The organism is Sphingosinicella sp. BN140058 (assembly GCF_004135585.1).
Classification (GTDB): Bacteria; Pseudomonadota; Alphaproteobacteria; order Sphingomonadales; family Sphingomonadaceae; genus Allosphingosinicella.
This window is the reverse complement of the sequence record NZ_CP035501.1, coordinates 2614812-2636544: the sequence shown is the minus strand read 5'-3', so window position 1 is coordinate 2636544 and position 21733 is coordinate 2614812. Positions and strand designations below refer to the sequence as shown.

The following is a 21733-nucleotide window of genomic DNA, read 5'->3' as shown; positions in this document are numbered from 1 at the left end:
CGGTGAGCAAGGGGAATCCGCGCATGTTGCCTTGCCGCCCGTGGGCGCCACAGATAGGGACGCGTGCGATACCCCTAAGTCCTTCCGGAGCTTGAAGATGTCCGATTCGCCGACCCCCTGGAAGCTGGTCATCCACGGTGGGGCCGGAGTGATCGAGCGCGATCTTCTGTCCACGGACCAGGAGCAGGCGATCCGCGCGGCGCTCGACAAGGCGCTGCGCACGGGCGGTGCGATTCTCGACCGCGGCGGCAGCGCGCTCGATGCGGTCGAGGCAACCGCACGCGCGCTCGAGGATGATCCGCATTTCAACGCCGGTCGCGGATCGGTGTTCACCTATCAGGGCACGATCGAGATGGACGCGGCAATCATGGATGGCCGCGATCGCAACGCCGGCGCGGTCGCCGGAATCAGCGCGACCCGAAACCCGATCAGCCTCGCCCGTGTGGTGATGGAGCAGAGCCCGCATGTCTTCCTCAGCCGAGAGGGCGCCGATCAATATTCGCGCGATCACGACCTGGAGCAGGCGCCGCCTGAATATTTCGCGACGCCCGAGCGCCGCGCCGCCCTCGAAGACATGCGCGCCCAGCCGGACGTGTTCGACGCAGACCTGAAATATGGGACGGTCGGCGCCGTCGCGGTCGACCGCAACGGCCACGTCGCGGCCGCGACTTCGACCGGCGGGCTTACCGGCAAGCGCTGGGCGCGGATCGGCGACTCGCCCTTGATCGGTTGCGGCACCTATGCCGACGACCGCGCAGGCGCCGTCTCCTGCACCGGAGCCGGCGAGTATTTCATCCGTGCGACGGTGGCGCAGGAGATCTGCGCGCGAATGCGCATGCTCGGCGAGGACGTGCAGACGGCGGCCGACACGGTGATCGGCGACGTCGGCGCGCTCGGCGGCACCGGCGGGGTGATCGTGGTGACCCCCGCAGGCGAGTCCGCCTTCGCGTTCAACACGCCCGGAATGTATCGGGGCGTCGCCTCGGCCGGGAGCAAGAAGGTCGCGATCTACGGCGACGAATGAATCGTCATCCAAGCGTCACGGCAGCGGCGCATGGCCGCCCGTCTGCAGCGTATGAGTAACCCAAGATGTTGAAGCGTATCCTCCCCTTTTTCGCCCTGCTGATCATGGGCACCCCGGCCTCTGCCTGGTGGGATTATGGACATCACACGGTCGGCCGCATCGGCTACATGCTGGCCCGGCCGGAAACCCGCGCGAAGATCGACCGGCTGATTGCGAAGTCGCAAACGCTCGAGACGCCGACCTGTCCGATCCGCGACATCGAAGATGCCGCTTACTGGCCGGACTGCATCAAGGGCCTCAAGGAGCGGTTCAGCTACAGCGCCAGCTGGCATTACCAGAATGTCGACATCTGCAAGCCGTTCGACCTGGAGGGGCCTTGCCGCGACGGCAATTGCGTTTCTGCGCAGATCACGCGCAACGCGAAATTGCTGGCAGACGAGACCCTGCCGACGCGCGAGCGGCTGATGGCGCTCGCCTTCCTCGCCCACTTCGTCGGCGATCTCCACATGCCGCTCCACGCCGGTGACAAGGCCGATCTCGGCGGCAATCGGTTCGGCGCCAATTACGGCGTGATCGCCGGACGGACCAACCTTCACACCATCTGGGACGGCTATCTCGCCGATCGCGGCATCTCGACTCCACCTGGAGGCGCTGCCGCGCTGGTGGCCGAGATCCCTTCGGCGGAGCGGCCGGCGATTGCGGCCGGCAGCGTCGAGGACTGGAGCCGGGAGAATTGGCAGGTCGCCCGGGATCTCGCTTACGGCTCGGTGATGGCCGATCCGTGCGGCCCCGCCTCCGCGGAGCGGCCGACGATCGACGAGGCGACGACGCAGCGGCTGATCCCGGTCATCCGCCAGCGCATCGCCCGCGGCGGGATCCGGCTGGCCCGGCTGTTGGACGAGGCTTTGTCGGGGTAAGAGGGGGCGTCGGGCGAACCTCCCGGCGTGGAGAGCCTTGGACGACTCCCCCTCTCCTGACCTCTCCCGTGAAGGGGAGAGGATCGTTATTGCGGGACCACGGTTACGGCGCGGCGGTTCAGGGCCCAGGCGCTTTCGTCGGAGCCGAGCGCCTCGGGCCGCTCCTTGCCCCAGCTGATCACACTCATTCGGCTTGCCGAGATGCCGCGGCTCTGCAGATAGGCGGCCGCGGAATTGGCGCGGCGCTCGCCGAGCGCAAGATTATATTCGCGGGTTCCGCGCTCGTCGGCGTGACCTTCGATGGTAACCCGCACGTTCGGATTGGCCTGCAGCCAGGCGGCCTGCGCGTCGAGCACTGCGCGATCCTCGGCATCGACCGAATAGCTGTCGGTTTCGAACAGGATGCGGTCGCGGCCCTGGCCGACGGTGCGGATGAAATCGGCCTGCGAGCCCGGCACGACGGCATTGCCGACGCCGCCATTGGGATCGCCGGTCCCATCGGCGCCGGTTCCGTCCGCGCCGACCGGGGCGGGCGGGAGCTCCTTCGGCGCCTTCTTGGCGCAGCCGGCGGTCATTGCGAGCGCTGCGGCGATCGCGACGATCTTGAGGCTGGCTGAGTTCATCATCTTCTCCTTGCGTTGATCTTAGGGAAGCAGCGGACCCCAGGTCGGGTCCGAGCCTTCCAGCGGGGTCGGGATGCGACGCTCGTTGACGCCTGTGAGATCGACCTGCCACACGCTCGAGCCGCCGCTGCGGCCCTGGCTGGTGCGGAAGAACTGGATCACGCGGCCGTTCGGCGACCAGGTCGGCGCCTCGTCCTGCCAGCTGTTGGTGAGCAAACGCTCGCCGCTGCCGTCCGGAGTCATCACGCCGACGCGGAAATTCCCGGCGATCTTGGTGAAGGCGATGAGGTCACCGCGCGGGCTCCACTCGGGAGTCGCGTAGGAGCCTCCGCCGAAGCTGATCCGGCGCTGGTTCGAGCCGTCGGCGTCCATCACGTACAGCTGCTGCTTGCCGGAGCGATCGCTCTCGAACACGATCTTCGAGCCGTCGGGAGAATAGCTCCCGCCGACGTCGATACCCGGCGTGTTGGTCAATCGCTGCGGCTGTCCGCCGCTGGCGGAGATTCGATAGATGTCGGTGTTGCCGCCGACCGCCATCGAATAGAGGATCCAGCGGCCATCGGGCGAGAAACGAGGCGCGAAGGTCTGGTTGGCGCTCTCGGTCACCACCCGCTGCCGGCCGGTGCCGATATCGTAGATGTAGATGCGCGGCCGGTTCTCGATGTAGCTCAGATAGACGATCTGCTTGTAGTCCGGCGAGAAACGCGGAGTCAGAACGGTCGACTGGCCGTTGGTCAGGAAGCGGTGGTTGGCGCCGTCGGAATCCATGATGGCGAGGCGCTTGATCCGGCGATTCTTCGGCCCGCTCTCGGCGATGTAGGCGATGCGGCTGTCGAAGAACGGGCTTTCGCCCGAGAGCCGGGCGTAGATCGCGTCGGCGCATTTGTGCGCTGCCCGTCGCCAGTCGCGCGGCGCGACGACATAGCCCTGGCGGGTCAGTTCAGACTTGAGCGCGACGTCATAGAGATAGCAGCCGACGGTGAGCTGACCATCGGAATTGGCGCGGACGAAGCCCTGGACGAGGGCGGCAGCGCCGGTGCCCGACCAATGGTCGAAGGCCGGGGCGGTGACTTCGGGGAAGCTCACCGCACGAACGCCGCCCGGGCCGACCGGCTTGAACAGGCCGCTGCGCGACAAATCGCCCGCGACGACCTCGGCGACCTGGCGACCGAGGGCTTCGGTGGTGCCCGCAACCGTGTTCGCGACAGCGGGTGTCGGCATCACCGGCACGGCGATGGTCATGTCCTCCGCACTGGTGTCCGTCACGTCCACGCTCAGCGGCGAATCCTGGGCGGCTGCGCCGGTTGCGCCGAGTGCGATTGCGCCAAGGCCGGCGAGCAGGGAGAGTGCGGTCTTCATTGCGAAAGCCTCTTGTCGAATGCTGGCCTGATCACTTTCCAGGCGTCGTAAAATTCTGCCGGGAGCCGGAACGGTGCGGCAAGGCGGATCGCCCTCAGCGCCTGCTCCTGATGGAGCTTCACCTGGGCACGGTTGCTCGGCGTGATGCCGGTAGTCTGCACGTCGCCGACGTCGATGACGGCGCCGGTACGGGAGAGTCTCACCGTTACCAACGTCCGCAGCTGGTCGGCGTCGGCGCCGGTGGGCGACTTCCAATGCGGCCGCAGCTGGTCCCGGATCGCCCGCTGTAGCGACGCTTGCACCGCCGGTCCGGCCTTCGCCGCCGGCGGCGCGGTCGAGCGGCTCTGGGACGGGTTCTCGTTGATCCCGTTCAGAAGACCGCTGAGGCGTCCGGTTGGGCGGGCGTTGGGAGAAGCCTTCTGCTGGGTACCGCCGCTGCCGCTCGCCGCCTTGGGGTTCGGGCGCTGCGGCGCTGCCTTGGGGGCGGCAGTCTTCGGCGCTGCTTTGGGCTGTGCGGCCTTAGGCTGGGCCGGCCTGGCCTGGGCCGGCTTGGGCGGCGCGGGCCTGGGCTGGGCGGGCCGCGGCGGTGCAGGCTTGGGCGGCTGCGCCTTGGGTTGCGGTACCGGCTTCGGCGCCGGCGCCGGTTTGGGGGTGGGACGCGGCGTCGGCGCGGGCACCGGCGGCGCCGGCCGGGGCTCGACCCGGGGTTGCGGCTGTGGTTCCACCTGCGGGGTTGGCAGCGGCTCCGGCATCGGCGCGGGTGCCGATGGCTCGACCGGCCCTTCTTCCTCGGCAAGCTTGGCCGCGGGTTGTTCGGCGGTGGGGCTCGGCGACTGACTCTCCAGCGCGACCTCGTCCACGAACGAGACTTCGATCGGATCGGCCTGCGGCTTCGGGATCTTGGCGGTGGCGAGGCCGAAGGCGAGCAATGCCAGCAGGGCGGCATGCCCCGCGAACGCGATGCCGAAACCGGTGGCCTCCGCCCGATCCATTACCGGCTCTCGCCGGAGGCGACGCTGACCAGGGCGACCTTGCGCAGGCCCGCGGCATTGATCTCACCCATGACCGACATCACCCGGCCATAATCGAGGCCGCGATCGGCGCGGAGGAACACGCGGGGACCGCCCTCTTCCTTGGAATTGCCGGCGAGGGTGGCCAGCCGTGCGCCGAGCTCCTCGGCCGGCACTTCCTGATCGCCGATGAAGATCGCGCCGGCGGGATCGAGCGAGATCGAGATCGGCTCCTGCTCCTGATCGAGCGCGCCCGCCTTGCTCTCGGGCATGTCTACGGGGACGCCGGCGACCAGCAGGGGTGCGGTGACCATGAAGATGATCAGCAGCACCAGCATCACGTCAACCATCGGCGTGACGTTGATCTCCGCCATCGGCGTCCGCCGCCCGCGCTGACCGCCGCTATGGAGAGGGCCCATCGCCATCGTCAGCCCTCTTGATCCAGTTCGCGGCTCAACGTGCCGTGGAAGCCGTCGGCGAAGCGCTGGAGGCGCGCTTCGATCCGGTTCACGCCGTAGGTCATGCGGTTATAGGCGATGACCGCCGGAATCGCCGCAAACAGGCCGAGCGCGGTGGCGAACAGCGCCTCCGCGATGCCGGGCGCAACCACCGCCAGGCTGGTATTGTTGGCGCCGGCGATCGACGTGAAGCTGCGCATGATGCCCCACACGGTGCCGAACAGGCCCACGAAAGGCGCCACCGATCCGACCGTCGCCAGTATGTTGAGCCGGCTGGCGATGCGATCGACCTCGGCGCCGACCGCACTGTGCATCGCGACTGCAAGCCGCGCCCTCGTACCCTCGCGATCGACCTTGCTGCCGGCGGTGGAGCGGCGCCATTCGGCGATGCCGGCGGCAAACACCTTGGCGCTCGGCGTGTCGACCTTGCCGCGCTGCTCGTAGAAGCGGTCGATATCGTCCGCCTTCCAGAAATCCTTCTCGAAACGTTCGCTCTCCGACGACAGCCGGCGAACCTTCAGCCAGTGACCGATGATGATCGCCCAGGTCCACAGGCTGGCGAGCAGAAGGCCGATCATCACCGATTTGACGATGATGTCCGCTTGAAGAAACAGAGCGACGGGCGACACTGCACCACCCGCCAGTTCGACATTGGCCACTCTCAAACCTCTCCTTGCAACCGCTCGAACCGTTCGACCCACGCACGCGGCTGGCGCTTGGGACGGCCTTCGGGACTGAGAAACGCCGCCGTCACCAATGCGTCGGTGAGCATTTCCTCGCCGCGCATGACCCGTTGATGAATGAGCACGCTCGCCGCGCGGATCTCCTGGAGCTCGGTTACGATCCGCAGATCGTCGCCGAGCTTGGCCGGCAGCTTGTAGCGGATCGACACGTCGGCGACCGCATAGACGCCCTCGCCCGCCTCCAGCGTGCCGCGCTGATCGATGTCGAGCGCGCGCAGCAGATCCGAGCGCGCGCGCTCCATGAAGCGCAGATAGTTCGCGTAGTAGACGATGCCTGCGACATCGGTGTCCTCGAAATAGACGCGCAGGGGGAAATGATGGGTCCTCCCCTCGAACCTGCCTTCGGCCGGGCGCAAACTCTCTCCGATCGTCACCCCGGCGGCTCTAACCACCCGCACCGCAGGGGGAAAGCGTTAACGGGCCGCTGGCTGTGAAAATGCAATTGACCCGATGTAACGCCAAGGTTACATGTCACCTAGAGGTTACAAGGCTTCGCAGATGATCGGCAAGGCTTCAGTGATGCTGGCGGCAAGGGCTTCGGATCGGGGCGCGCGCGTGCTGCCGATCCGCGGGGATATGTCGACGCTCGCGGCGTGCGATCGTCTCGCCCGCCGCACGGCCGGTGATGGCTGAGACCCTCTCGAACCGCCTGCGGGCGCTCCGGACGGAGCAGAATTTGACCCAGGCGGACCTTGCCGAACTGGTGGGGGTCAGTCGCAAGACGATCAACACGGTCGAGAACGGCGTGTTCGTGCCGTCGACGATCCTTGCCCTCAAGCTTGCCCGCGCGCTCGGCCGCAGCGTGGAGCAGCTCTTCTCCCTGGGCGAGCCGGAGTGATAGACGAATGAACGACAAGATCGTGCGCGCCGAGCGGGACTCGCGCAGCAGGGCCCTGATCATGGCCGCCGCTGCCCTGATCATCTTGCTCAATGGCGCGATTCAGTTCGGCAACCACGCCTATTCCGATGCGAACGCGCGCGGCGCGGCGTGGATCGTCCTCGTCCTGCTGTGGATGATCGTGCTCGCCTCGGGCGGGGCGCTGTTCGCCGGCCGTGACCGCCGGCGCCTGATCAACGACGAACTGTCGCTGCTGAATCGCGCCAGCGTCGTTGCTACCGGCTTCTACGCCGCCATGCTCTCCGCTGTGGCGGTCTATGCCGGCGACTGGTTCCGGCCGATCAGCGTCCAGGATGCGATCCGCATGATCACGGCCGTCGCGCTTGCCGCGGCGCTTTCGCGCTACGCCTGGCTGGAGCTGCGCTGACCCGCCCGCCGTCCGCCTTGGCCGCGGCCTGCGCTTCGACGAGGCGGATGAGATCGCCCTGGGCGACGTTGACGTCGATCAGGTGCAAGCCCCAGCCGGGATTGACCTTGCCGAGCATGTAGACATCGCCGGGGATCGTATCGGTGCGGGCGTCCGCCGGATCCGCGTTGACGGTGATCGCGAGATAACCGACCTGACCATCGTGAACGCAGGTGCCGCTCACCAACCCCTCGGTGCGCAGGAAAGGTGTCGGCGGAGCACCCTCCTTCGACCAGGTGATCGCTTCGGCGCCCGGCCGCGGCGGCTGCATCGCGAACCAGTAGGAATCGAGTGGCGCACTTCCGCCCGCAAGTGCGGCCGGGTTGGTGCAGCCTGCGGTCATGCCCGGGCGGGGCGCCCGGCCGAACAGCGATCCCGCCGGGGGCGGCGTCTCGGCCCGGAACGACATGTAGGTGATGACGCAGCCGGTCTCGCCGACGCGGGTGCAGAGCGGCGTCGCCTTGAACGTGCCGCCCACAGTCTTCCCCTCCGGGACTTCGACGGTCCACCCGAGCAGCATCGCCGAAAGCATCTTCTTGGCCGCGGGCTTGCCGTCGATCTCCTCCGCAAGGAGCTTTGAGAGCAGGATCGAACCCTGGCTGTGGCCGATCAGCACGAACGGCCGCCCCTTGTTGCGGTGCGCGAGGAACTCGCGCCAGGCGGCCAGCACATCGCCATAAGCGAGCGCGAAGGCCGGCTGGACGTCCTCGCCGGCAAGCGCGCGGGATCGAGGCCAGGGTCGCCTGGCGATAGACCGGCGCGAAGGTTCGGCAGACCGCGCCGAAGCGGGCGAACTGGGTCAGTGCGGCGGCCGCCTCCTCCGGTCCCGCCGAAAGATCGCTGCTCAGGCCCGGATCGCGCGAGACCGTCGGATAGACGTAGAAGCAGTCGGCCGGCGGATCCTTTGCAGGCAGCACCTCCCCGAGCGAGCCATAGCCGTTGGGGTTCAGGGCCGCGGTGCCGAGCGGACGGGAACAGACGTCGCCGCGTCCCGGCAGGCAAAGCCAGGCCGCGTCCTGGCTGTAATCGGGCCCAGCGGACGCCGGTTGCGCCGCGAGCGGTGCGGCGGTCGCAAGCGCGGCGGCGGCCGCAATGATGAACCTCATCGACCGCGTTCCTTTCCTCAGTCGAACAATCCATCCTGTGCCGTGCGCGGCGGCGTCAGCCCGAGATGGGTCCAGGCGCGGCCGGTCAGACAGCGGCCCCGGGCGGTGCGCGCGATCAGCCCCAGCTGAATCAGGTAGGGCTCGATCACTTCCTCGATCGTGTCCCTTGGTTCCGAGAGACCGGCGGCCAGCGTTTCGACGCCGACCGGCCCGCCCTTGTAGATGTCGGCGATCATGTGGAGATAGCGCCGGTCCATTGCGTCGAGGCCGAGCTGATCGACCTCCATCCGGGTGAGTGCGACGTCGGCTGCCTTCGCATCGACTTCGGTATTGGCGGCGGCATGGGCGAAATCGCGCACCCGCCGCAGCAGCCGCCCGGCAATGCGCGGGGTGCCGCGGGAGCGCCGCGCGACTTCGTGGGCGCCATCCTGCGTCAGCGGCAGATCGAGCAGGCGCGCGGCACGGCGGACGACCTGCTCCAGTTCCTCCACCGTGTAGAAATTGAGCCGCACGGGAATGCCGAAGCGGTCGCGCAGCGGCGTCGTAATCAGTCCCTGACGGGTGGTCGCACCGACCAGGGTGAAGCGCGGCAGATCGATCCGCACCGAGCGCGCCGACGGGCCCTCGCCGATCATCAGATCGAGCGCGCGATCCTCCATCGCCGGATAGAGCACTTCCTCGACCGCCGGGCTCATCCGGTGGATCTCGTCGATGAACAGGACGTCGCCATCCTCGAGATTGGTGAGCAAGGCGGCGAGATCGCCCGATTTGGCGATCACCGGCCCCGACGTGGCGCGGAAGCCGACGCCGAGCTCGCGGGCGATAATCTGGGCGAGCGTGGTCTTGCCGAGGCCTGGCGGGCCAAAGAAGAGGACGTGATCGAGCGCATCGCCGCGGCTTTTCGCCGCCTCGATGAACACGCGCAGATTCTCGCGCGCCGCCTTCTGGCCGACGAAATCCTCCAGCGTCTTGGGCCGCAGCGCAACATCGATGTCCTCGGGCTTGCGGTTGCCGCTCAGCAGACGATCGGGGTCGGTCATCGGGCGGCCTTCTTGAGCGCCGCGCGGACCAGCGCGTCGAGGCTGGCGCCGGGGCCGAGCTCAGCCTCAGCCTTGGCGACGGCGGAAGCGGCTTCGGCGGGGCGGAAGCCGAGATTGGCGAGGGCCGACACGGCATCGGCGCTGACGCTGCCGGGCGGCGGCGGCGCGACGCCCGGTGCGCCGGTGCCGAGCACGACCCCGCCTGCCTTGTCCTTGAGTTCATGCGCGATGCGCTGGGCGAGCTTGGGGCCGACTCCGTTGGCGCGGCCGAGCATGCGATGATCGCCGCTGGCGATCGCGCGGTGGAGTTCGTCGCCCGACAGCGCCGACAGCAGGGCCAGCGCGACGCGGGTGCCGACGCCCTGGACCGAGGTGAGAAGACGGAACCAGTCCCGCTCCTCGCCACTGGCAAATCCGATCAGCCTGATGTCGTCTTCCGACACCTGCATTTCGGTGTGAACGACGACCTCGTTGCCGATCGCGCCCAGAGCGGAGAGGGTTCGCGACGAGGCGAAGACGAGATAGCCGACGCCATTGACGTCGATCACCGCATGATCGGCAGTGAAGCCGTCGAGCTTGCCGCGCAACTTCGCGATCATGCGGCGTGACTCCCGAGTGCGCGGGCGCTGGCGAGATGATGGGCGTGAGTGATCGCGACGGCGAGCGCATCGGCGGCATCGGCGCCGGCGATCTTCACGCCCGGCAGCAGCCGACCGACCATCGCATGGATCTGGACCTTGTCGGCGCCGCCGGTGCCGACCACCGCCTTCTTGACCAGCCGCGGTGCATATTCGCCGACATCGAGCCCGCTGCGCGCAGCCGCGAGCAGGATGACGCCGCGAGCCTGACCGAGCTTCAGGGTCGATTGCGGATTGTCGTTGACGAACACTTCCTCCACCGCGGCCGCCTGCGGATGATGATCGTCCAGGATGGCGAGCAACGCTTCGTGCAACAGGGTGAGCCGCGCCGGCAGGGCGAGCTTCGAATCGGTGCGGACATGGCCGTTGGCAACGTGGCTGAGGCGATTGCCCTCGGCCCGGATGACGCCCCAGCCGGTGCAGCCGAGCCCGGGATCGAGACCGAGAATGATCACGTCAGCCTGCCTTCAAAAGCCCCTCCCCTTCAGGGGAGGGGTTGGGGTGGGGGAGTTCGGTTCGTCCAGCCCATCTGTCCGGTAAGGCGCGCAGCCGATCAAGGATCGTAATCAACACGCCGTCCATATTGGTCATTACGTCCTGATTGGTGAAGCGAATGATGGTGAAGCCTCGTGTAGACAGGAGGCCGTCGCGGCGGCGATCGGCCGCCGCATCATGGGTGTCCCCATCTACCTCGATTATGAGCGCTTTTGCAGGACAGAAGAAGTCCGCAATGAACGGGTCCATTACGGCCTGTCGGCGGAACTTGAAACCTTGAAGCTGAGAGTTGGACAGGTGGCGCCAGAGCCGTTTCTCCGGTTCGGTCGGGTCCCGGCGCATGCGGCGGGCGCGCTCCTGGAGCTCCTGTTCCCTGGTCACGGACTCCCCCACCCCAACCCCTCCCCTGAAGGGGAGGGGCTTCTTGAACGTTACCCCAATTTCTCCATGACTTCGTCGGAGACTTCGTAATTGCCCCAGACGGTCTGGATGTCGTCGTCATCCTCCAGCGCATCGATCAGCTTGAAGAGCTGGCCGGCGGCGTCGCCGTCGACGTCGACCGGAGTTTGGGGGCGCCAGGCCAGCTTGGTGCTTTCCGCTTCGCCGAGCGTCGCTTCGAGCGCCTTGGCGACTTCGTGCAGGCTCTCCTGGGCAGTCCAGATCTGGTGGCCGTCCTCGTCCGATTCGACGTCCTCGGCGCCGGCCTCGATCGCCGCCTCCAGCACCGCGTCGGCGCTGCCCGCGCCCGCGGGATAGGTGATCAGGCCGAGCCGGTCGAAGCCGTGGCTGACCGATCCGGACGCACCGAGGTTGCCGCCATTCTTGGAAAAGCTGGTGCGGACGTTGGTGGCGGTTCGGTTGCGATTGTCGGTCAGCGCCTCGACGATCAGCGACACGCCGCCCGGACCAAAGCCTTCATAGCGAACATCCTCGTAATTCTCGGCGTCGCCGCCCGAGGCCTTCTCGATCGCGCGCTGGATGTTGTCCTTGGGCATCGACTGCGCCTTCGCGGCGAGCACCGCCGCGCGCAGGCGCGGGTTCATCGCCGGATCGGGCGTGCCCATCTTTGCCGCGACGGTGATTTCGCGGGAGAGCTTCGAAAACATCGCCGAGCGCTTTTTGTCCTGCGCGCCCTTGCGGTGCATGATGTTCTTGAATTTGCTGTGGCCGGCCATCGCCGAAACTCACCTTCGCTGAAGTGGAATATGGGTCCGCTCTCTAAGCGACGAAAGCGGACGCGCGCAATGCGAAAGGGCCAGCGCACGTTTCCGCGCGCCGGCCCCTTCGCCCCCCAACGATCCGCGCTTATTCGATGCCGAGAGCAGCCTTGTAGGTTTCGAGCAGCGCATCCGCTTCCTGGCGCGCATGCGCCTCCATCTTGCGCAGGCGAATGATCGTGCGCATCGTCTTGGTGTCGTAGCCGCGCGATTTCGCTTCGAGATAGACGTCCTTGACGTCGTCCGCGATCGCCTTCTTTTCCTCTTCGAGTCGCTCGATGCGCTCGATGAGCAGCCTCAGTTCTTCGGCCGCGACCGTACCTTCTGCCATATGCCCTACCCCGATGATGTGGTGAAATGCGATGAAGCCGCGCGTCTAAGCATTGGCGGCGCCGCGCTCAAGACGGGGATTGCACGTCTGCGGCGGGTTGAAACGCTTGCCAGAGTGGTTATTGGCCGGGCCGATGCCCCACAGCGAAACGACCCCCAGCAGATTCACCCCGCGCACCCGCAAGGTTCGCATTCTCGCAACGATCGGGCCGGCGAGCGATTCGCCCGAGATGATCCGCAAGCTTGCGGAAGCGGGGGTCGACGCCTTCCGGCTCAACATGAGCCACGGCAACCACGCCGACCACCTCCGCCGCATCGAGACGATTCGAGCGCTCGAGAAGGAACTCGACCGGCCGACCACGATCCTGGCCGATCTGCAGGGGCCCAAGCTTCGCGTCGGACGGTTCGCGGACGGCGGCGCGATGCTGGAAAATGGACAGACCTTCGTCTTCGACCGCGATGAGACGCCGGGTGACGCCACCCGCGCCAATCTGCCGCACAAGGAGATCTTCCAGGGCGTCGAACCGGGCACCCGCCTGCTCATCGACGACGGCAAGATCGTCCAGCGCGTCGTCACCGCCACCCCGGACCGGATCGAGGCGGTCGTCGAGGTCGGCGGCCGGATCTCCAACAACAAGGGCCTGAACGTCCCCGACGTGGTGCTGCCGCTCGCCGCTCTGACCGAAAAGGATCGGGCCGACCTGGTGTTTGCGCTCGAACATGGCGTCGACTGGATCGCCCTCTCGTTCGTCCAGCGACCCGAAGACGTTGCCGAGGCGCGGCGCCTGATCGCCGGCAAGGCCGCCCTGCTCGCCAAGATCGAGAAGCCCGCCGCGATCGAGCGGCTGGAAGGCATTCTCGAGCTTGCCGATGCGGTGATGGTCGCGCGCGGAGACCTGGGGGTCGAGCTGCCGCCCGAGCAGGTGCCGCCGTTCCAGAAGCGGATCGTCGAAGCCGCGCGCCGGCTCGGCCGCCCGGTGGTGGTCGCGACGCAGATGCTCGAATCGATGATCACGTCGCCGTCTCCGACCCGGGCCGAAGTCTCCGACGTCGCCACCGCCGTCTATGACGGCGCCGACGCGGTGATGCTGTCCGCGGAGAGTGCGTCGGGCTCCTTCCCGATCGAGGCGGTGACGATCATGGACCGGATCGGCACCACCGTCGAAGCGGATCCGAGCTACTCCGCCCGCGTCCACTTCACCGAGACCCTGCCCGAATCGACCACCGCCGACGCGATCGCACATGCGGTCAACACGATGGTCGACACGGTCAGCGCGGCCGCGATCGTCTGCTTCACCTCCTCCGGCTCGACCGCCCGCCGCCTGTCGCGCGAACGGCCGGCGGTGCCGATGCTGGTGCTGACGCCGTCGGAACGGACGGCGCGGCGGCTGGGCCTGCTGTGGGGCGCTCATTCGGTACGCACCCGCGACGTCGCCAGCTTCGAGGAGATGATCGCCAAAGCCAAGCGCATGGCGCTGCGCCACGGCATCGCGAAAGGCGGACAGCGGATCATCATCACTGCCGGCGTTCCGTTCGGCACTCCGGGATCGACGAACGTGATCCACATCGTGCGGCTCGTCGGCGACGAGCTCGAACGCCACCGCCGCGGCGAGGGCTGAACGCACCCATTGCAGCCAATCCCCGTTCGGGCTGAGCTTGTCGAAGCCCTTATTTTGCCTGCGAAGTGAAAGCGAGGGCTTCGACAGGCCCTTCGACTTCGCTCAGGAGAGCCCCAGCCCGAACGGCTGTTTGGGGAGATGCCGGATGCTTCAGCTTTCGAGCAGCTTCGGCACCTGATCGAGCAGCTCTCGGGCGAGAAAGCCGATCCGGCCGACTTCGTTGGCCAGCACCCGCCCGGCTTCGCCGTGCAGGTAGACACCCCACAGAGCAGCTGTAAGCGGATCGGCGCCGCGGGCGGCGAGGCCCCCGACGATGCCGGCGAGGGTGTCGCCGGAGCCGGACGTCGCCAGACCGACACCGCCGCCGCGGAAGCGAAAGGCACGGCCATCGGGATGGGCGACGTGGCTGAACTGCCCCTTCACCAGAGCGACGACATCGAAGCGCTCTGCGGCAGTCCGGGCAGCGGCGAGCGGGTCGGCTTCGACCTCCTCGGGCGCGCATTCCAGCAGCCGCGCCATCTCCCGGGCATGGGGAAGCACGATGGCGCCGCCCGGCCACGCCCGCAGCGCCGTCGCGCGTGGCGCGAGCGATCCGAGCACGGCGGCATCCAGGATCAGCGGTCGATCGAGGCCCGCCGCAAGCAGGGCATCCAGCAATGCATCGAGCGGCGGACCATGCTGCAATCCGCAGCCAATCATGATCGCCTGGGCACCCTCCGCCCAGCCGAGCAGGGCGTCGATCCCGCTCAGTGCGAGGCATCCTTCCTCGGTTTCCTCCATCCCGATCACCCGGGCTTCGGGAATGGCGATGCCGAGCTGGACGGCGATGCTCGCGGCGGTGGCGATCTGGAGCTTGCCGGCGCCGGCGCGAAGGCCGGCGATACCGGCGAGATAGGCGGCTCCGGCAAGCTCGCGGCTGCCGGCGATGACGAGGATGCGCCCGCGTTCCTCCTTGTCGCCGTCGTCGGGATGGTGGGGCAGCGGGAAGCGGCGGAGCAGATCCCGGTCGAGCATCTCCGGCGCGTTCATCTCACACCCACGATCGTCTCGGGTTCGGCGGTGAGCGGCGCTTTCTCTTCGATCAGCGGCGCGGCATGGTTGTAGCGGACGAGCTTGGGGGCGCAGAGCGCATCGTCATCGGGCTCGAATTCATATTCGCAGATGCCGCAGTTCAGCACGTTGCTCTCCCGGCTGATCGCGATCACCTCGGCCTCGGTCAGCTCTTCCAGAATGTAGCGGAAGCAGAGCACGACAACCTGGTGACAGGCGATCAGCACCCTCTTGTCGGCGTAGTGGAGGCTGATCGTGTCGAGTGCGCTGCGCAGGCGCAGGATGACGTCCGCCCAGCTCTCGCCGCCCGGCGGCCGGTGGTAGAATTTGCCGAGCAGGGCGCGATGTTCGGCCTGATCGGGATATTTCTCGTGGATGCCGACGGTGGTCAGTCGATCGAGGATGCCGAACTCGCGCTCGCGCAGCCGCTCGTCGATAACGAGTCGCTTGGCATCCTCGGTGACGCCCCGGGCCGCGCAGATCGCCCGCGCCGTCTCCTGGGCTCGGACGTAGGGCGAAGACAGGATGACCTGCGGCTTCTCCTCTTCGGGCAGCCTGGAGAACCATTCGCCAAGCGCCCGGGCCTGATCGCGGCCGAGGTCGCTGAGCGGCACGTCGACGTCGCGAACCGCGAGATCGATGATCGGAAGACCGGCGGCGTCGGCGGCGTCGCGGGCGACGTTGCCCGCGCTTTGACCGTGCCGCACCAGCCAGATTCGGGAGGGCCACCTTTGTCTCATCGGGACGTCAAAAGCCCGAAGCGGCCGAAAGGTTCAGAGCAGGCCTTCATGCTCCAGCCGACGACGAAGATCGTCGGCGCTGGTGAAAAGATGCGCGCGCATGCCGACCGCGATCGCGCCGTCGACGTTGATCAGCCGGTCGTCGACGAACAATGCCTGATCCGGGCGAAGCCCGAATCGGTCGAGCGCCAGGAAGTAGATGGCCGGATCGGGCTTCATCACCTTTTCCGCGCCCGATACAACGATATCGCGGAAGCGCCGGAAGAATCCCGCTTCCTTGGCATGGAACGGCGCCCAGAAGTCCGCGGAGAAGTTCGTAATGGCGAATAGCGGGACGCCACTGGTGTCGAGTTCTTCGACGATCGCGTGCACCCCCTCGACCGGATCGCTGATCGTCTCGCCGAAGCGCTCGCCCCAGGCCGAGATCAGGTGCGCATATTCGGGAAACTTGCCGGAGAGTTCGGCCGCCGCCTCGCTGAAGTCGCGGCCGCCGTCGAGGCTGTCGTGCCATTCCCAGAGGCCGACATCTTCAATGAAGCGCAGTCGCGCCTCGTCCTCCGGCAATTGCCGGGCGAGGAAGCTCTCCGGATCCCAGCCGTAGAGAACGTTTCCGACGTCGAAGACGACGGCGGTAGGCCGATCGGCAGGTGCGGAGTCGCGCGCCATCGGGCGGGAGCGAAGTGCAGGACGAAACCTTCTGCCCCGCACATGACAACGCCCGCCGCGTCGAACGGGCGGGCGTCACCGCGCGGAGCGCTCAGGCTTAGCCCTGGCGCGCCTTGAAGCGGCGGTTCGTCTTGTTGATGACGTAGGTGCGGCCCCGGCGACGGATCACGCGGCAGTCGCGGTGGCGCGACTTGAGGGACTTGAGCGAGTTGCGGATCTTCATGGCCGAACGACCTGCCTGTTCTTTCGAGGTAAAAAATGGTGGAAAATCGAGGCGCTCCCCTATGGGTGGACGCCGCGCAAGTCAAGCCGGGAAGACTGCGAAACGCCGGGCTCCTCCTCTGCGAACGCCTCAGCCCTCGTGATCCGCGCCGATGCCGCCATAGTCGGTGATCGCCTCGAACAAAGCGGTCAGTGCGATTCGCTCTTCGTCCGAAATCTCCGGCCGCCAGATTTCGAACAGCAGCACGATTCGCGTTTCGGCGCTCCTGTTCCAGGCTTCGTGCTCGATACTGTCGTCGAATACGAGCGCTTCGCCCGTGCGCCAGGTCCGCAGCGCATTCCCGACCCGAAGTGTGCAATCCGGCGGCACGATCAAAGGAAGATGACAGATCAGGCGCGTGTTGAGCAGGCCGTTGTGGGCCATGATATGCGCACCCGGCCGAAGCATCGAGAACAGCGCCATCGGCGAGCGCCCGCGGATCACCGGCAGCGGGGCATGCCGGAGCGCCGCCATCGTGCGCGGGCAACGCGCCGCATTGTCGGGATGGGGTGTTCCTCGCTGGTAGAGATGGAAGGCGCTCCACGAGGCATTGCCGAGCAAAGGGCTGGTCTTGGGGGGGCGGTTGGGGTCGCTCTCGACGTAAGGACGGAAGGAAAGCTGATCGGCGAGAACCGCCTGGAGTTCCGACCTGATCTCGGCAGTCGCAGCTTCGACCTGCTCCAGCCACGGAAAGTTCTGGCGCTCGTAGAAGGCGATCTGCGGCAGGCCGGGGAAATAGAAGGATGTCGGCTGCTGCAGGTAGACGTTCTTGCGGCCGAGCAGGATGTCGACAGCGTCGCCGACGCGGCCGACGGCTGCGACACCGGCGTCGGCAAGCCGCGACTGCAGATGGGCCGCGAAGATGTCGGAATGGTCGGCGATCGCCTGCCGGGCACGGCGCAATTCCCCCGCCAGCAGCCGAGAGCATCGATCCGGCGGCGGTGCGGCGGCGAGCGCCGCCTGGTAGAAAGCGGACCCTGCTCGGTGATCGCCATCGCGAACATGGCCGTCGCCGCGCATGATCAAGGCGGCGACGTGGCGCGGCTCGGCTTCGAGTACGGCGTCCAAGGCACGGCGCTCGCCGGTCTCGTCACCGGCGTGACGGCAGGCCTGAGCGAGCAGGAACCAGGGCGGGATCGGCAGATCGCCCTGTGCGACGACCTCCTCGAGCAGGCGCTTGGCGGCGGCAGCCTCACCCCTTTGCAGGGCGGCGACGGCCTGCCGCGTCGCCTGCTCAGCCTGCTCCCTGCGCGAATCCCCCATTCACCTACGTTCGGCCAGCTTTCGTTCCCAGGCAAGGGCATCGCGAACGATCGTCTCGAGATCGTCGAGCTTCGGACGCCACGGCAGAGTTTCGACGATCTTGGCATTGTCGGCGACCAGACTGCCCGGATCGCCGGCGCGACGTGCCTCCAGCTTGCGCTCGATCTTACGGTTGGTGACGCGATCGACGGCGTCGAGCACTTCCAGCACCGAGAAGCCGCGACCGTAGCCGCAATTCATGATGTGGCTCGATGAAGGATCTTCGATCAATTTCTCGAGCGCGTCGACATGGGCGGCGGCGAGGTCGCTGACATGGATGTAGTCCCGAACGCCGGTGCCGTCCGGGGTCTCATAGTCGGTGCCATAAACGGAGACGTGGCTGCGCTTGCCGATCGTCGCCTCGACCGCGACCTTGATCAGATGGGTGGCACCGGCGGTCGACTGGCCCGACCGCCCCTTGGGATCGGCGCCTGCGACGTTGAAGTAGCGGAGCGCGCAGAAATTGATCGGGTGGGCGAACGCGACGTCGGCGAGCATGCGCTCGGTCATCAGCTTCGACCAGCCATAAGGATTGATCGGCTGGGTGCGCGCCGATTCGCGGATCGGCACCGATTCCGGAATGCCGTAGGTCGCCGCCGTCGACGAGAAGATGAAGTGCTTGACCCCGCCCTTCACCGCGCTCTCGATCAAGGCACGGCTCTTCACCGTGTTGTTCTCGTAATATTTGAGCGGGTTCTCGACCGATTCGGGAACGATGATCGACCCGGCGAAATGGATGATAGCCTGGATGCCATGCTCGGCGATCAGCCGGCCGACCAGTTCCTGGTCGGCAATGTCGCCCTTGGCGAGCGTGACACCTTCGGGGACCGCCCATTCGAAGCCGGTGGTAAGATTGTCGATGACGACGACCGGCCAGCCGGCGTCGAGAAGGGCAAGCACGGCATGGCTGCCGATATAGCCGGCACCGCCCGTTACCAGCACGGTGGGCTTCGATCCGTTCATGTTCATCTTTTCCCCTCGGGAACAGTTCAGCTAGGAAAGCGCTGAGCGATCGTTACAGGTCTGTACGAAACGCGCCGCTAACCCAGGAGGTGCATTGATGAAAACAGCTTTTCTGCGCGGGGGTGCGATCCTGCTCGCCCTCGGCGCCTCGGCGTGCGCCTCCCGCGGCGGCAGCGACGGCTCCGCGCATGGCGGCGTCGACGTGGCCCGTTTTCACCTGGGACAGCCGATCATCGCCAAGGCGCAGATCGCGATCGAGCCGTTCGACAGGGCCGATTCGGCGCGGCCGGGCTATCCGGCCGTCGCCGCCGCCGTCGCACGCGAGCTCACCCGGCTCGGCTGGACGATCGCGCCGGCGGGCAGCGGCTCCGAGCAGATCGCCTTGATCGACATCGAGCAGGGCAGCCGCGAATCGATCGCCGCACTCACCTCAGCCCGGATCGGTCGCGGCCTCGCTCCGCCGCAAGCCACCGGAAGCTCGGCGGGGATCACCGCGACCCTGCTCGAAGTGGGTCTTCGCCGCCGCTCGGACGCGACCGTCTTCTGGGAGGGCCGTGCCGTCGTCGAGGCACCGACCGGCTCGGCCGAGGCGGAGCCCACGGCGGCCGCTGCGCGGCTCGCGCCTGCCCTGTTTCAGGACTTTCCCGGCGAGTCCGGCCGCACTATCAGGATTCGATGACCCTCTCCATTTCGAGCGCCTTCGACGGCGGCAACATTCGTCTGATCGCCATTGACGGCAATCGGGTGGACCTTGAGATCACCAAGGACCACCTCTCCGATTTCTATCAGTGGTTCTATTTCCGGCTGACCGGCGCTGCGGGCAAGGCTGTCGAGCTCCGCATCCTCAACTGTGCGGACGCGGCCTATCCGCTCGGTTGGGAGAATTACCGGGCGTGCATGTCCACGGATCGTGAGGCGTGGCAGCGGATCGACACGTCCTATGCCGACGGAATCCTCACCATCCGGGTGACGCCGGAGACGAACAGCGTCTGGTTCGCCTATTTCGCGCCGTTCACGATGGAGATGCACCACGATCTGGTGGCCGACGCGATCGCGCATCCGGCGGTGCGCTATCGCTCGCTCGGCCAGAGCCTGGACGGGCAGGAGATCGATTATCTGTCGATCGGCGAAGGGCCTCTGCAGGTCTGGTATTATGCCCGCCAGCATCCCGGCGAATCGATGGCCGAATGGTGGATGGAGGGCGCGATCGAGCGCCTGCTCGACGATTCGGACCCGGTTTCGCGGCGGCTGCGCGAGCGCGCGACCTTCCACATCGTTCCCAACATGAATCCTGACGGCACCAGGCGCGGCCATCTCCGCACCAACGCGGCCGGCACGAATCTCAACCGGGAATGGCATGCGCCTTCCGCCGAGCGCAGCCCGGAAGTGCTCCATGTGCTGAAGGAGATGGACCGGACCGGCGTCGACTTCGCGATGGACGTCCATGGCGACGAGGCGATTCCGAACAACTTCCTCGCCGGTTTCGAGGGCATTCCGAGCTGGAACGAGCGCCAGCAAGGCCTGTTCGACCGGTTCAGCGACGAGCTCGTGCGGATCACCCCGGATTTCCAGACGAAGCAGGGCTATGAGATCACCAAGCCAGGTCAGGCCAACATGTCGATGTCCACGGCCCAGCTCGCCGAGCGGTTCGGCGCCGTCTCGATGACCCTGGAAATGCCTTTCAAGGACAATGCCGACCTGCCGGACCCTGTCTATGGCTGGTCGCCGGATCGGTGCCGCCTGCTGGCGCGCGCGTGCATCGACGCACTCTACGCCATTCTCGACGAACTCCCCTACCGGAAGCGCTGATGCCGACACTCGTACTCATTCGCCACGGCCAGTCGGCCTGGAACCTGGAAAACCGTTTCACCGGCTGGTGGGACGTCGACGTCACCGAGCAGGGCGCCGAGGAAGCGCGCGCAGCAGGGCGGCTGATGAAGGAGAAAGGGCTCGACTTCGATCTCTGCTTCACCAGCCTGCAAACCCGCGCGATCAAGACGCTGAACCTGGCGCTGGAGGAAATGGGCCGCCTCTGGCTTCCCGTCGAAAAGGACTGGCGGCTGAACGAGCGCCATTATGGCGGTCTCACCGGCCTCGACAAGGCGGAGACCGCGGCAAAGCATGGCGACGAGCAGGTGCGGATCTGGCGCCGTTCGTTCGACATCCCGCCGCCGCCGATCGAACCGGGCAGCGAATATGATCTGTCCGGGGATCGGCGCTATGCCGGCATCGACGTGCCGGCGACCGAGAGCCTCAAGGACACGATCGCGCGCGTGCTGCCGTACTGGCGCTCGCGCATCGGACCGGCACTCCAGGGCGGCCAGCGGGTGCTGATCTCCGCCCACGGCAACTCGCTGCGCGCGCTGGTCAAGCACCTGTCCGGCATCTCGGACGAGGAAATCGCCTCGCTCGAGATCCCGACCGGGCAGCCGATCGTCTACGAGCTCGACGACGGCCTGACCGCGATCGACCGTTACTACCTGCGCGAGCGCTGAGCCGGCCGGCCGGGATGCGGCTGGTCTGGCTCGCTCTCGGCTTCGTCTCGCTGGCCCTCGCTGCGGCGGGCGCCGTCCTGCCCCTGCTGCCGACCGTTCCGTTCGTGCTGCTCGCAGCCTATTGCTTCGGCCGCGGCCACCCGCCGTTCGAAGCGCGGCTGCTTCGGCATCCACGTTTCGGCCCGCACATCCGGGCGTGGCGCGAACGCGGCGCGATCAGCCGGCGCGGCAAGAAAGCGGCGCTGGCGGCCTTCGCGGTGAGTGCAGCGCTCGGCCTGGCGTTCGCGCCCTGGCCATGGATGCTCACCCCCGTGGCCGCGGCCCTGATCGGCGGAAGCTGGGTGTGGACTCGTCCGGAGGCCTGACCGGGTG

The 21733-nt window shown here is 67.1% G+C and carries 29 protein-coding genes and 1 pseudogene; 10 read left to right on the top strand and 20 right to left on the bottom strand.

What is annotated here, in order from left to right; translation table 11 throughout:
* Nucleotides 1-97 precede the first annotated feature (97 nt).
* Together ETR14_RS11960 and ETR14_RS11955 are read left to right on the top strand one after the other, a co-directional pair.
* Nucleotides 98-1024 carry an isoaspartyl peptidase/L-asparaginase family protein gene (locus ETR14_RS11960; protein ID WP_129384807.1) on the top strand — a complete coding sequence of 309 codons (927 nt, stop codon included), beginning with the start codon at nucleotides 98-100 and terminating at the stop codon, nucleotides 1022-1024.
* A gap of 65 nt (nucleotides 1025-1089) precedes the next feature.
* Nucleotides 1090-1941 carry a S1/P1 nuclease gene (locus tag ETR14_RS11955; protein WP_129384806.1) on the top strand — a complete coding sequence of 284 codons (852 nt, stop codon included), beginning with the start codon at nucleotides 1090-1092 and terminating at the stop codon, nucleotides 1939-1941.
* Between the two features lie 86 nt (nucleotides 1942-2027).
* Here the strand turns inward: ETR14_RS11955 and pal are convergent, their stop codons facing one another.
* The 6 genes from pal to ETR14_RS11925 are packed head-to-tail and all read right to left on the bottom strand — an operon-like array spanning nucleotide 2028 to nucleotide 6508.
* Complete coding sequence (gene pal / locus ETR14_RS11950; RefSeq protein WP_243455880.1) at nucleotides 2028-2567, bottom strand: peptidoglycan-associated lipoprotein Pal; 540 nt, start codon at nucleotides 2565-2567, stop codon at nucleotides 2028-2030.
* Nucleotides 2568-2585: 18 nt separating this feature from the next.
* Nucleotides 2586-3923, bottom strand: a complete 1338-nt coding sequence (gene tolB / locus ETR14_RS11945; RefSeq protein WP_129384805.1) for a Tol-Pal system beta propeller repeat protein TolB — start codon at nucleotides 3921-3923, stop codon at nucleotides 2586-2588.
* Nucleotides 3920-4915 (bottom strand): cell envelope biogenesis protein TolA, encoded by a 996-nt coding sequence (locus tag ETR14_RS11940; protein ID WP_129384804.1) that lies wholly within the window; start codon nucleotides 4913-4915, stop codon nucleotides 3920-3922. The genes tolB and ETR14_RS11940 overlap by 4 nt, the downstream gene beginning before the upstream one ends.
* The gene (locus ETR14_RS11935) at nucleotides 4915-5358 is read right to left on the bottom strand and encodes a biopolymer transporter ExbD (protein ID WP_129384803.1); all 444 of its coding nucleotides are present in this window, start codon (nucleotides 5356-5358) and stop codon (nucleotides 4915-4917) included. Before ETR14_RS11935 ends, ETR14_RS11940 begins: the two co-directional genes overlap by 1 nt.
* 2 nt (nucleotides 5359-5360) lie before the next feature.
* Nucleotides 5361-6050, bottom strand: coding sequence for a protein TolQ (gene tolQ / locus ETR14_RS11930; protein WP_243455879.1), 690 nt, complete (start codon nucleotides 6048-6050; stop codon nucleotides 5361-5363).
* A gap of 2 nt (nucleotides 6051-6052) precedes the next feature.
* The gene (locus ETR14_RS11925; RefSeq protein ID WP_129391748.1) at nucleotides 6053-6508 is read right to left on the bottom strand and encodes a YbgC/FadM family acyl-CoA thioesterase; all 456 of its coding nucleotides are present in this window, start codon (nucleotides 6506-6508) and stop codon (nucleotides 6053-6055) included.
* A gap of 124 nt (nucleotides 6509-6632) precedes the next feature.
* On the opposite strand from ETR14_RS11925, the gene ETR14_RS29550 reads away from it, so the two are divergent.
* The 3 genes from ETR14_RS29550 to ETR14_RS11915 are packed head-to-tail and all read left to right on the top strand — an operon-like array spanning nucleotide 6633 to nucleotide 7399.
* Nucleotides 6633-6767 carry a hypothetical protein gene (locus ETR14_RS29550; protein ID WP_256370206.1) on the top strand — a complete coding sequence of 45 codons (135 nt, stop codon included), beginning with the start codon at nucleotides 6633-6635 and terminating at the stop codon, nucleotides 6765-6767.
* On the top strand, nucleotides 6760-6972 hold the full coding sequence (locus ETR14_RS11920) for a helix-turn-helix transcriptional regulator (RefSeq protein WP_129384802.1): 213 nt from the start codon (nucleotides 6760-6762) through the stop codon (nucleotides 6970-6972). Before ETR14_RS29550 ends, ETR14_RS11920 begins: the two co-directional genes overlap by 8 nt.
* Before the next feature lie 7 nt (nucleotides 6973-6979).
* A complete protein-coding gene (locus tag ETR14_RS11915; RefSeq protein WP_129384801.1) occupies nucleotides 6980-7399 on the top strand; it encodes a hypothetical protein in 420 nt (139 codons plus the stop codon).
* Here ETR14_RS11915 and ETR14_RS29545 read toward each other — a convergent pair.
* The 8 genes and pseudogenes from ETR14_RS29545 to ETR14_RS11880 form a co-directional block, all read right to left on the bottom strand.
* The gene (locus ETR14_RS29545) at nucleotides 7341-8108 is read right to left on the bottom strand and encodes a DUF3089 domain-containing protein (protein ID WP_256370205.1); all 768 of its coding nucleotides are present in this window, start codon (nucleotides 8106-8108) and stop codon (nucleotides 7341-7343) included. The two genes, ETR14_RS11915 and ETR14_RS29545, sit on opposite strands and share 59 nt — an antisense overlap.
* 109 nt (nucleotides 8109-8217) lie before the next feature.
* Nucleotides 8218-8544: pseudogene (locus ETR14_RS29735) on the bottom strand (DUF3089 domain-containing protein); the annotation flags it as partial.
* A gap of 17 nt (nucleotides 8545-8561) precedes the next feature.
* Nucleotides 8562-9584: a Holliday junction branch migration DNA helicase RuvB gene (gene ruvB, locus ETR14_RS11905; protein WP_129384800.1), complete on the bottom strand. Its 1023-nt coding sequence runs from the start codon at nucleotides 9582-9584 to the stop codon at nucleotides 8562-8564.
* A complete protein-coding gene (gene ruvA, locus ETR14_RS11900; protein ID WP_129384799.1) occupies nucleotides 9581-10183 on the bottom strand; it encodes a Holliday junction branch migration protein RuvA in 603 nt (200 codons plus the stop codon). The genes ruvB and ruvA overlap by 4 nt, the downstream gene beginning before the upstream one ends.
* The gene (ruvC, locus tag ETR14_RS11895; protein ID WP_129384798.1) at nucleotides 10180-10677 is read right to left on the bottom strand and encodes a crossover junction endodeoxyribonuclease RuvC; all 498 of its coding nucleotides are present in this window, start codon (nucleotides 10675-10677) and stop codon (nucleotides 10180-10182) included. The genes ruvA and ruvC overlap by 4 nt, the downstream gene beginning before the upstream one ends.
* Before the next feature lies 1 nt (nucleotide 10678).
* Nucleotides 10679-11098, bottom strand: coding sequence for an endonuclease domain-containing protein (locus tag ETR14_RS11890; protein ID WP_243455878.1), 420 nt, complete (start codon nucleotides 11096-11098; stop codon nucleotides 10679-10681).
* A gap of 50 nt (nucleotides 11099-11148) precedes the next feature.
* On the bottom strand, nucleotides 11149-11892 hold the full coding sequence (locus tag ETR14_RS11885; RefSeq protein WP_129384797.1) for a YebC/PmpR family DNA-binding transcriptional regulator: 744 nt from the start codon (nucleotides 11890-11892) through the stop codon (nucleotides 11149-11151).
* A gap of 130 nt (nucleotides 11893-12022) precedes the next feature.
* Nucleotides 12023-12265 carry a DUF2312 domain-containing protein gene (locus tag ETR14_RS11880; RefSeq protein WP_106511960.1) on the bottom strand — a complete coding sequence of 81 codons (243 nt, stop codon included), beginning with the start codon at nucleotides 12263-12265 and terminating at the stop codon, nucleotides 12023-12025.
* Nucleotides 12266-12398: 133 nt separating this feature from the next.
* Here ETR14_RS11880 and pyk point away from each other — a divergent pair, with 133 nt between their 5' ends.
* A complete protein-coding gene (gene pyk, locus ETR14_RS11875) occupies nucleotides 12399-13883 on the top strand; it encodes a pyruvate kinase (protein ID WP_129384796.1) in 1485 nt (494 codons plus the stop codon).
* A 150-nt stretch (nucleotides 13884-14033) separates the two neighbouring features.
* Here the strand turns inward: pyk and ETR14_RS11870 are convergent, their stop codons facing one another.
* The 6 genes from ETR14_RS11870 to galE form a co-directional block, all read right to left on the bottom strand.
* Nucleotides 14034-14912, bottom strand: coding sequence for an NAD(P)H-hydrate dehydratase (locus ETR14_RS11870; protein ID WP_129384795.1), 879 nt, complete (start codon nucleotides 14910-14912; stop codon nucleotides 14034-14036).
* Nucleotides 14909-15673, bottom strand: a complete 765-nt coding sequence (locus ETR14_RS11865) for a histidine phosphatase family protein (protein WP_129384794.1) — start codon at nucleotides 15671-15673, stop codon at nucleotides 14909-14911. The genes ETR14_RS11870 and ETR14_RS11865 overlap by 4 nt, the downstream gene beginning before the upstream one ends.
* 33 nt (nucleotides 15674-15706) lie before the next feature.
* Nucleotides 15707-16339, bottom strand: coding sequence for an HAD family phosphatase (locus ETR14_RS11860; protein WP_129384793.1), 633 nt, complete (start codon nucleotides 16337-16339; stop codon nucleotides 15707-15709).
* 97 nt (nucleotides 16340-16436) lie between these two features.
* Complete coding sequence (ykgO, locus tag ETR14_RS11855; RefSeq protein ID WP_006833921.1) at nucleotides 16437-16562, bottom strand: type B 50S ribosomal protein L36; 126 nt, start codon at nucleotides 16560-16562, stop codon at nucleotides 16437-16439.
* Between the two features lie 129 nt (nucleotides 16563-16691).
* On the bottom strand, nucleotides 16692-17864 hold the full coding sequence (locus ETR14_RS11850; protein WP_129384792.1) for an aspartyl/asparaginyl beta-hydroxylase domain-containing protein: 1173 nt from the start codon (nucleotides 17862-17864) through the stop codon (nucleotides 16692-16694).
* Entirely contained in the window at nucleotides 17865-18872 is a 1008-nt protein-coding gene (gene galE / locus ETR14_RS11845) for a UDP-glucose 4-epimerase GalE (protein ID WP_129384791.1), read from the bottom strand.
* 91 nt (nucleotides 18873-18963) lie between these two features.
* Here galE and ETR14_RS11840 point away from each other — a divergent pair, with 91 nt between their 5' ends.
* From ETR14_RS11840 to ETR14_RS11825, 4 genes are read left to right on the top strand one after another with little or no spacing between them, the layout of a single operon-like run.
* Nucleotides 18964-19545: a hypothetical protein gene (locus ETR14_RS11840; RefSeq protein WP_129384790.1), complete on the top strand. Its 582-nt coding sequence runs from the start codon at nucleotides 18964-18966 to the stop codon at nucleotides 19543-19545.
* Nucleotides 19542-20675 carry a M14-type cytosolic carboxypeptidase gene (locus tag ETR14_RS11835; RefSeq protein ID WP_129384789.1) on the top strand — a complete coding sequence of 378 codons (1134 nt, stop codon included), beginning with the start codon at nucleotides 19542-19544 and terminating at the stop codon, nucleotides 20673-20675. Before ETR14_RS11840 ends, ETR14_RS11835 begins: the two co-directional genes overlap by 4 nt.
* Nucleotides 20675-21361 carry a 2,3-diphosphoglycerate-dependent phosphoglycerate mutase gene (gene gpmA / locus ETR14_RS11830; RefSeq protein ID WP_129384788.1) on the top strand — a complete coding sequence of 229 codons (687 nt, stop codon included), beginning with the start codon at nucleotides 20675-20677 and terminating at the stop codon, nucleotides 21359-21361. The genes ETR14_RS11835 and gpmA overlap by 1 nt, the downstream gene beginning before the upstream one ends.
* A gap of 14 nt (nucleotides 21362-21375) precedes the next feature.
* Nucleotides 21376-21726, top strand: coding sequence for a YbaN family protein (locus tag ETR14_RS11825; protein ID WP_129384787.1), 351 nt, complete (start codon nucleotides 21376-21378; stop codon nucleotides 21724-21726).
* Nucleotides 21727-21733 lie beyond the last annotated feature (7 nt).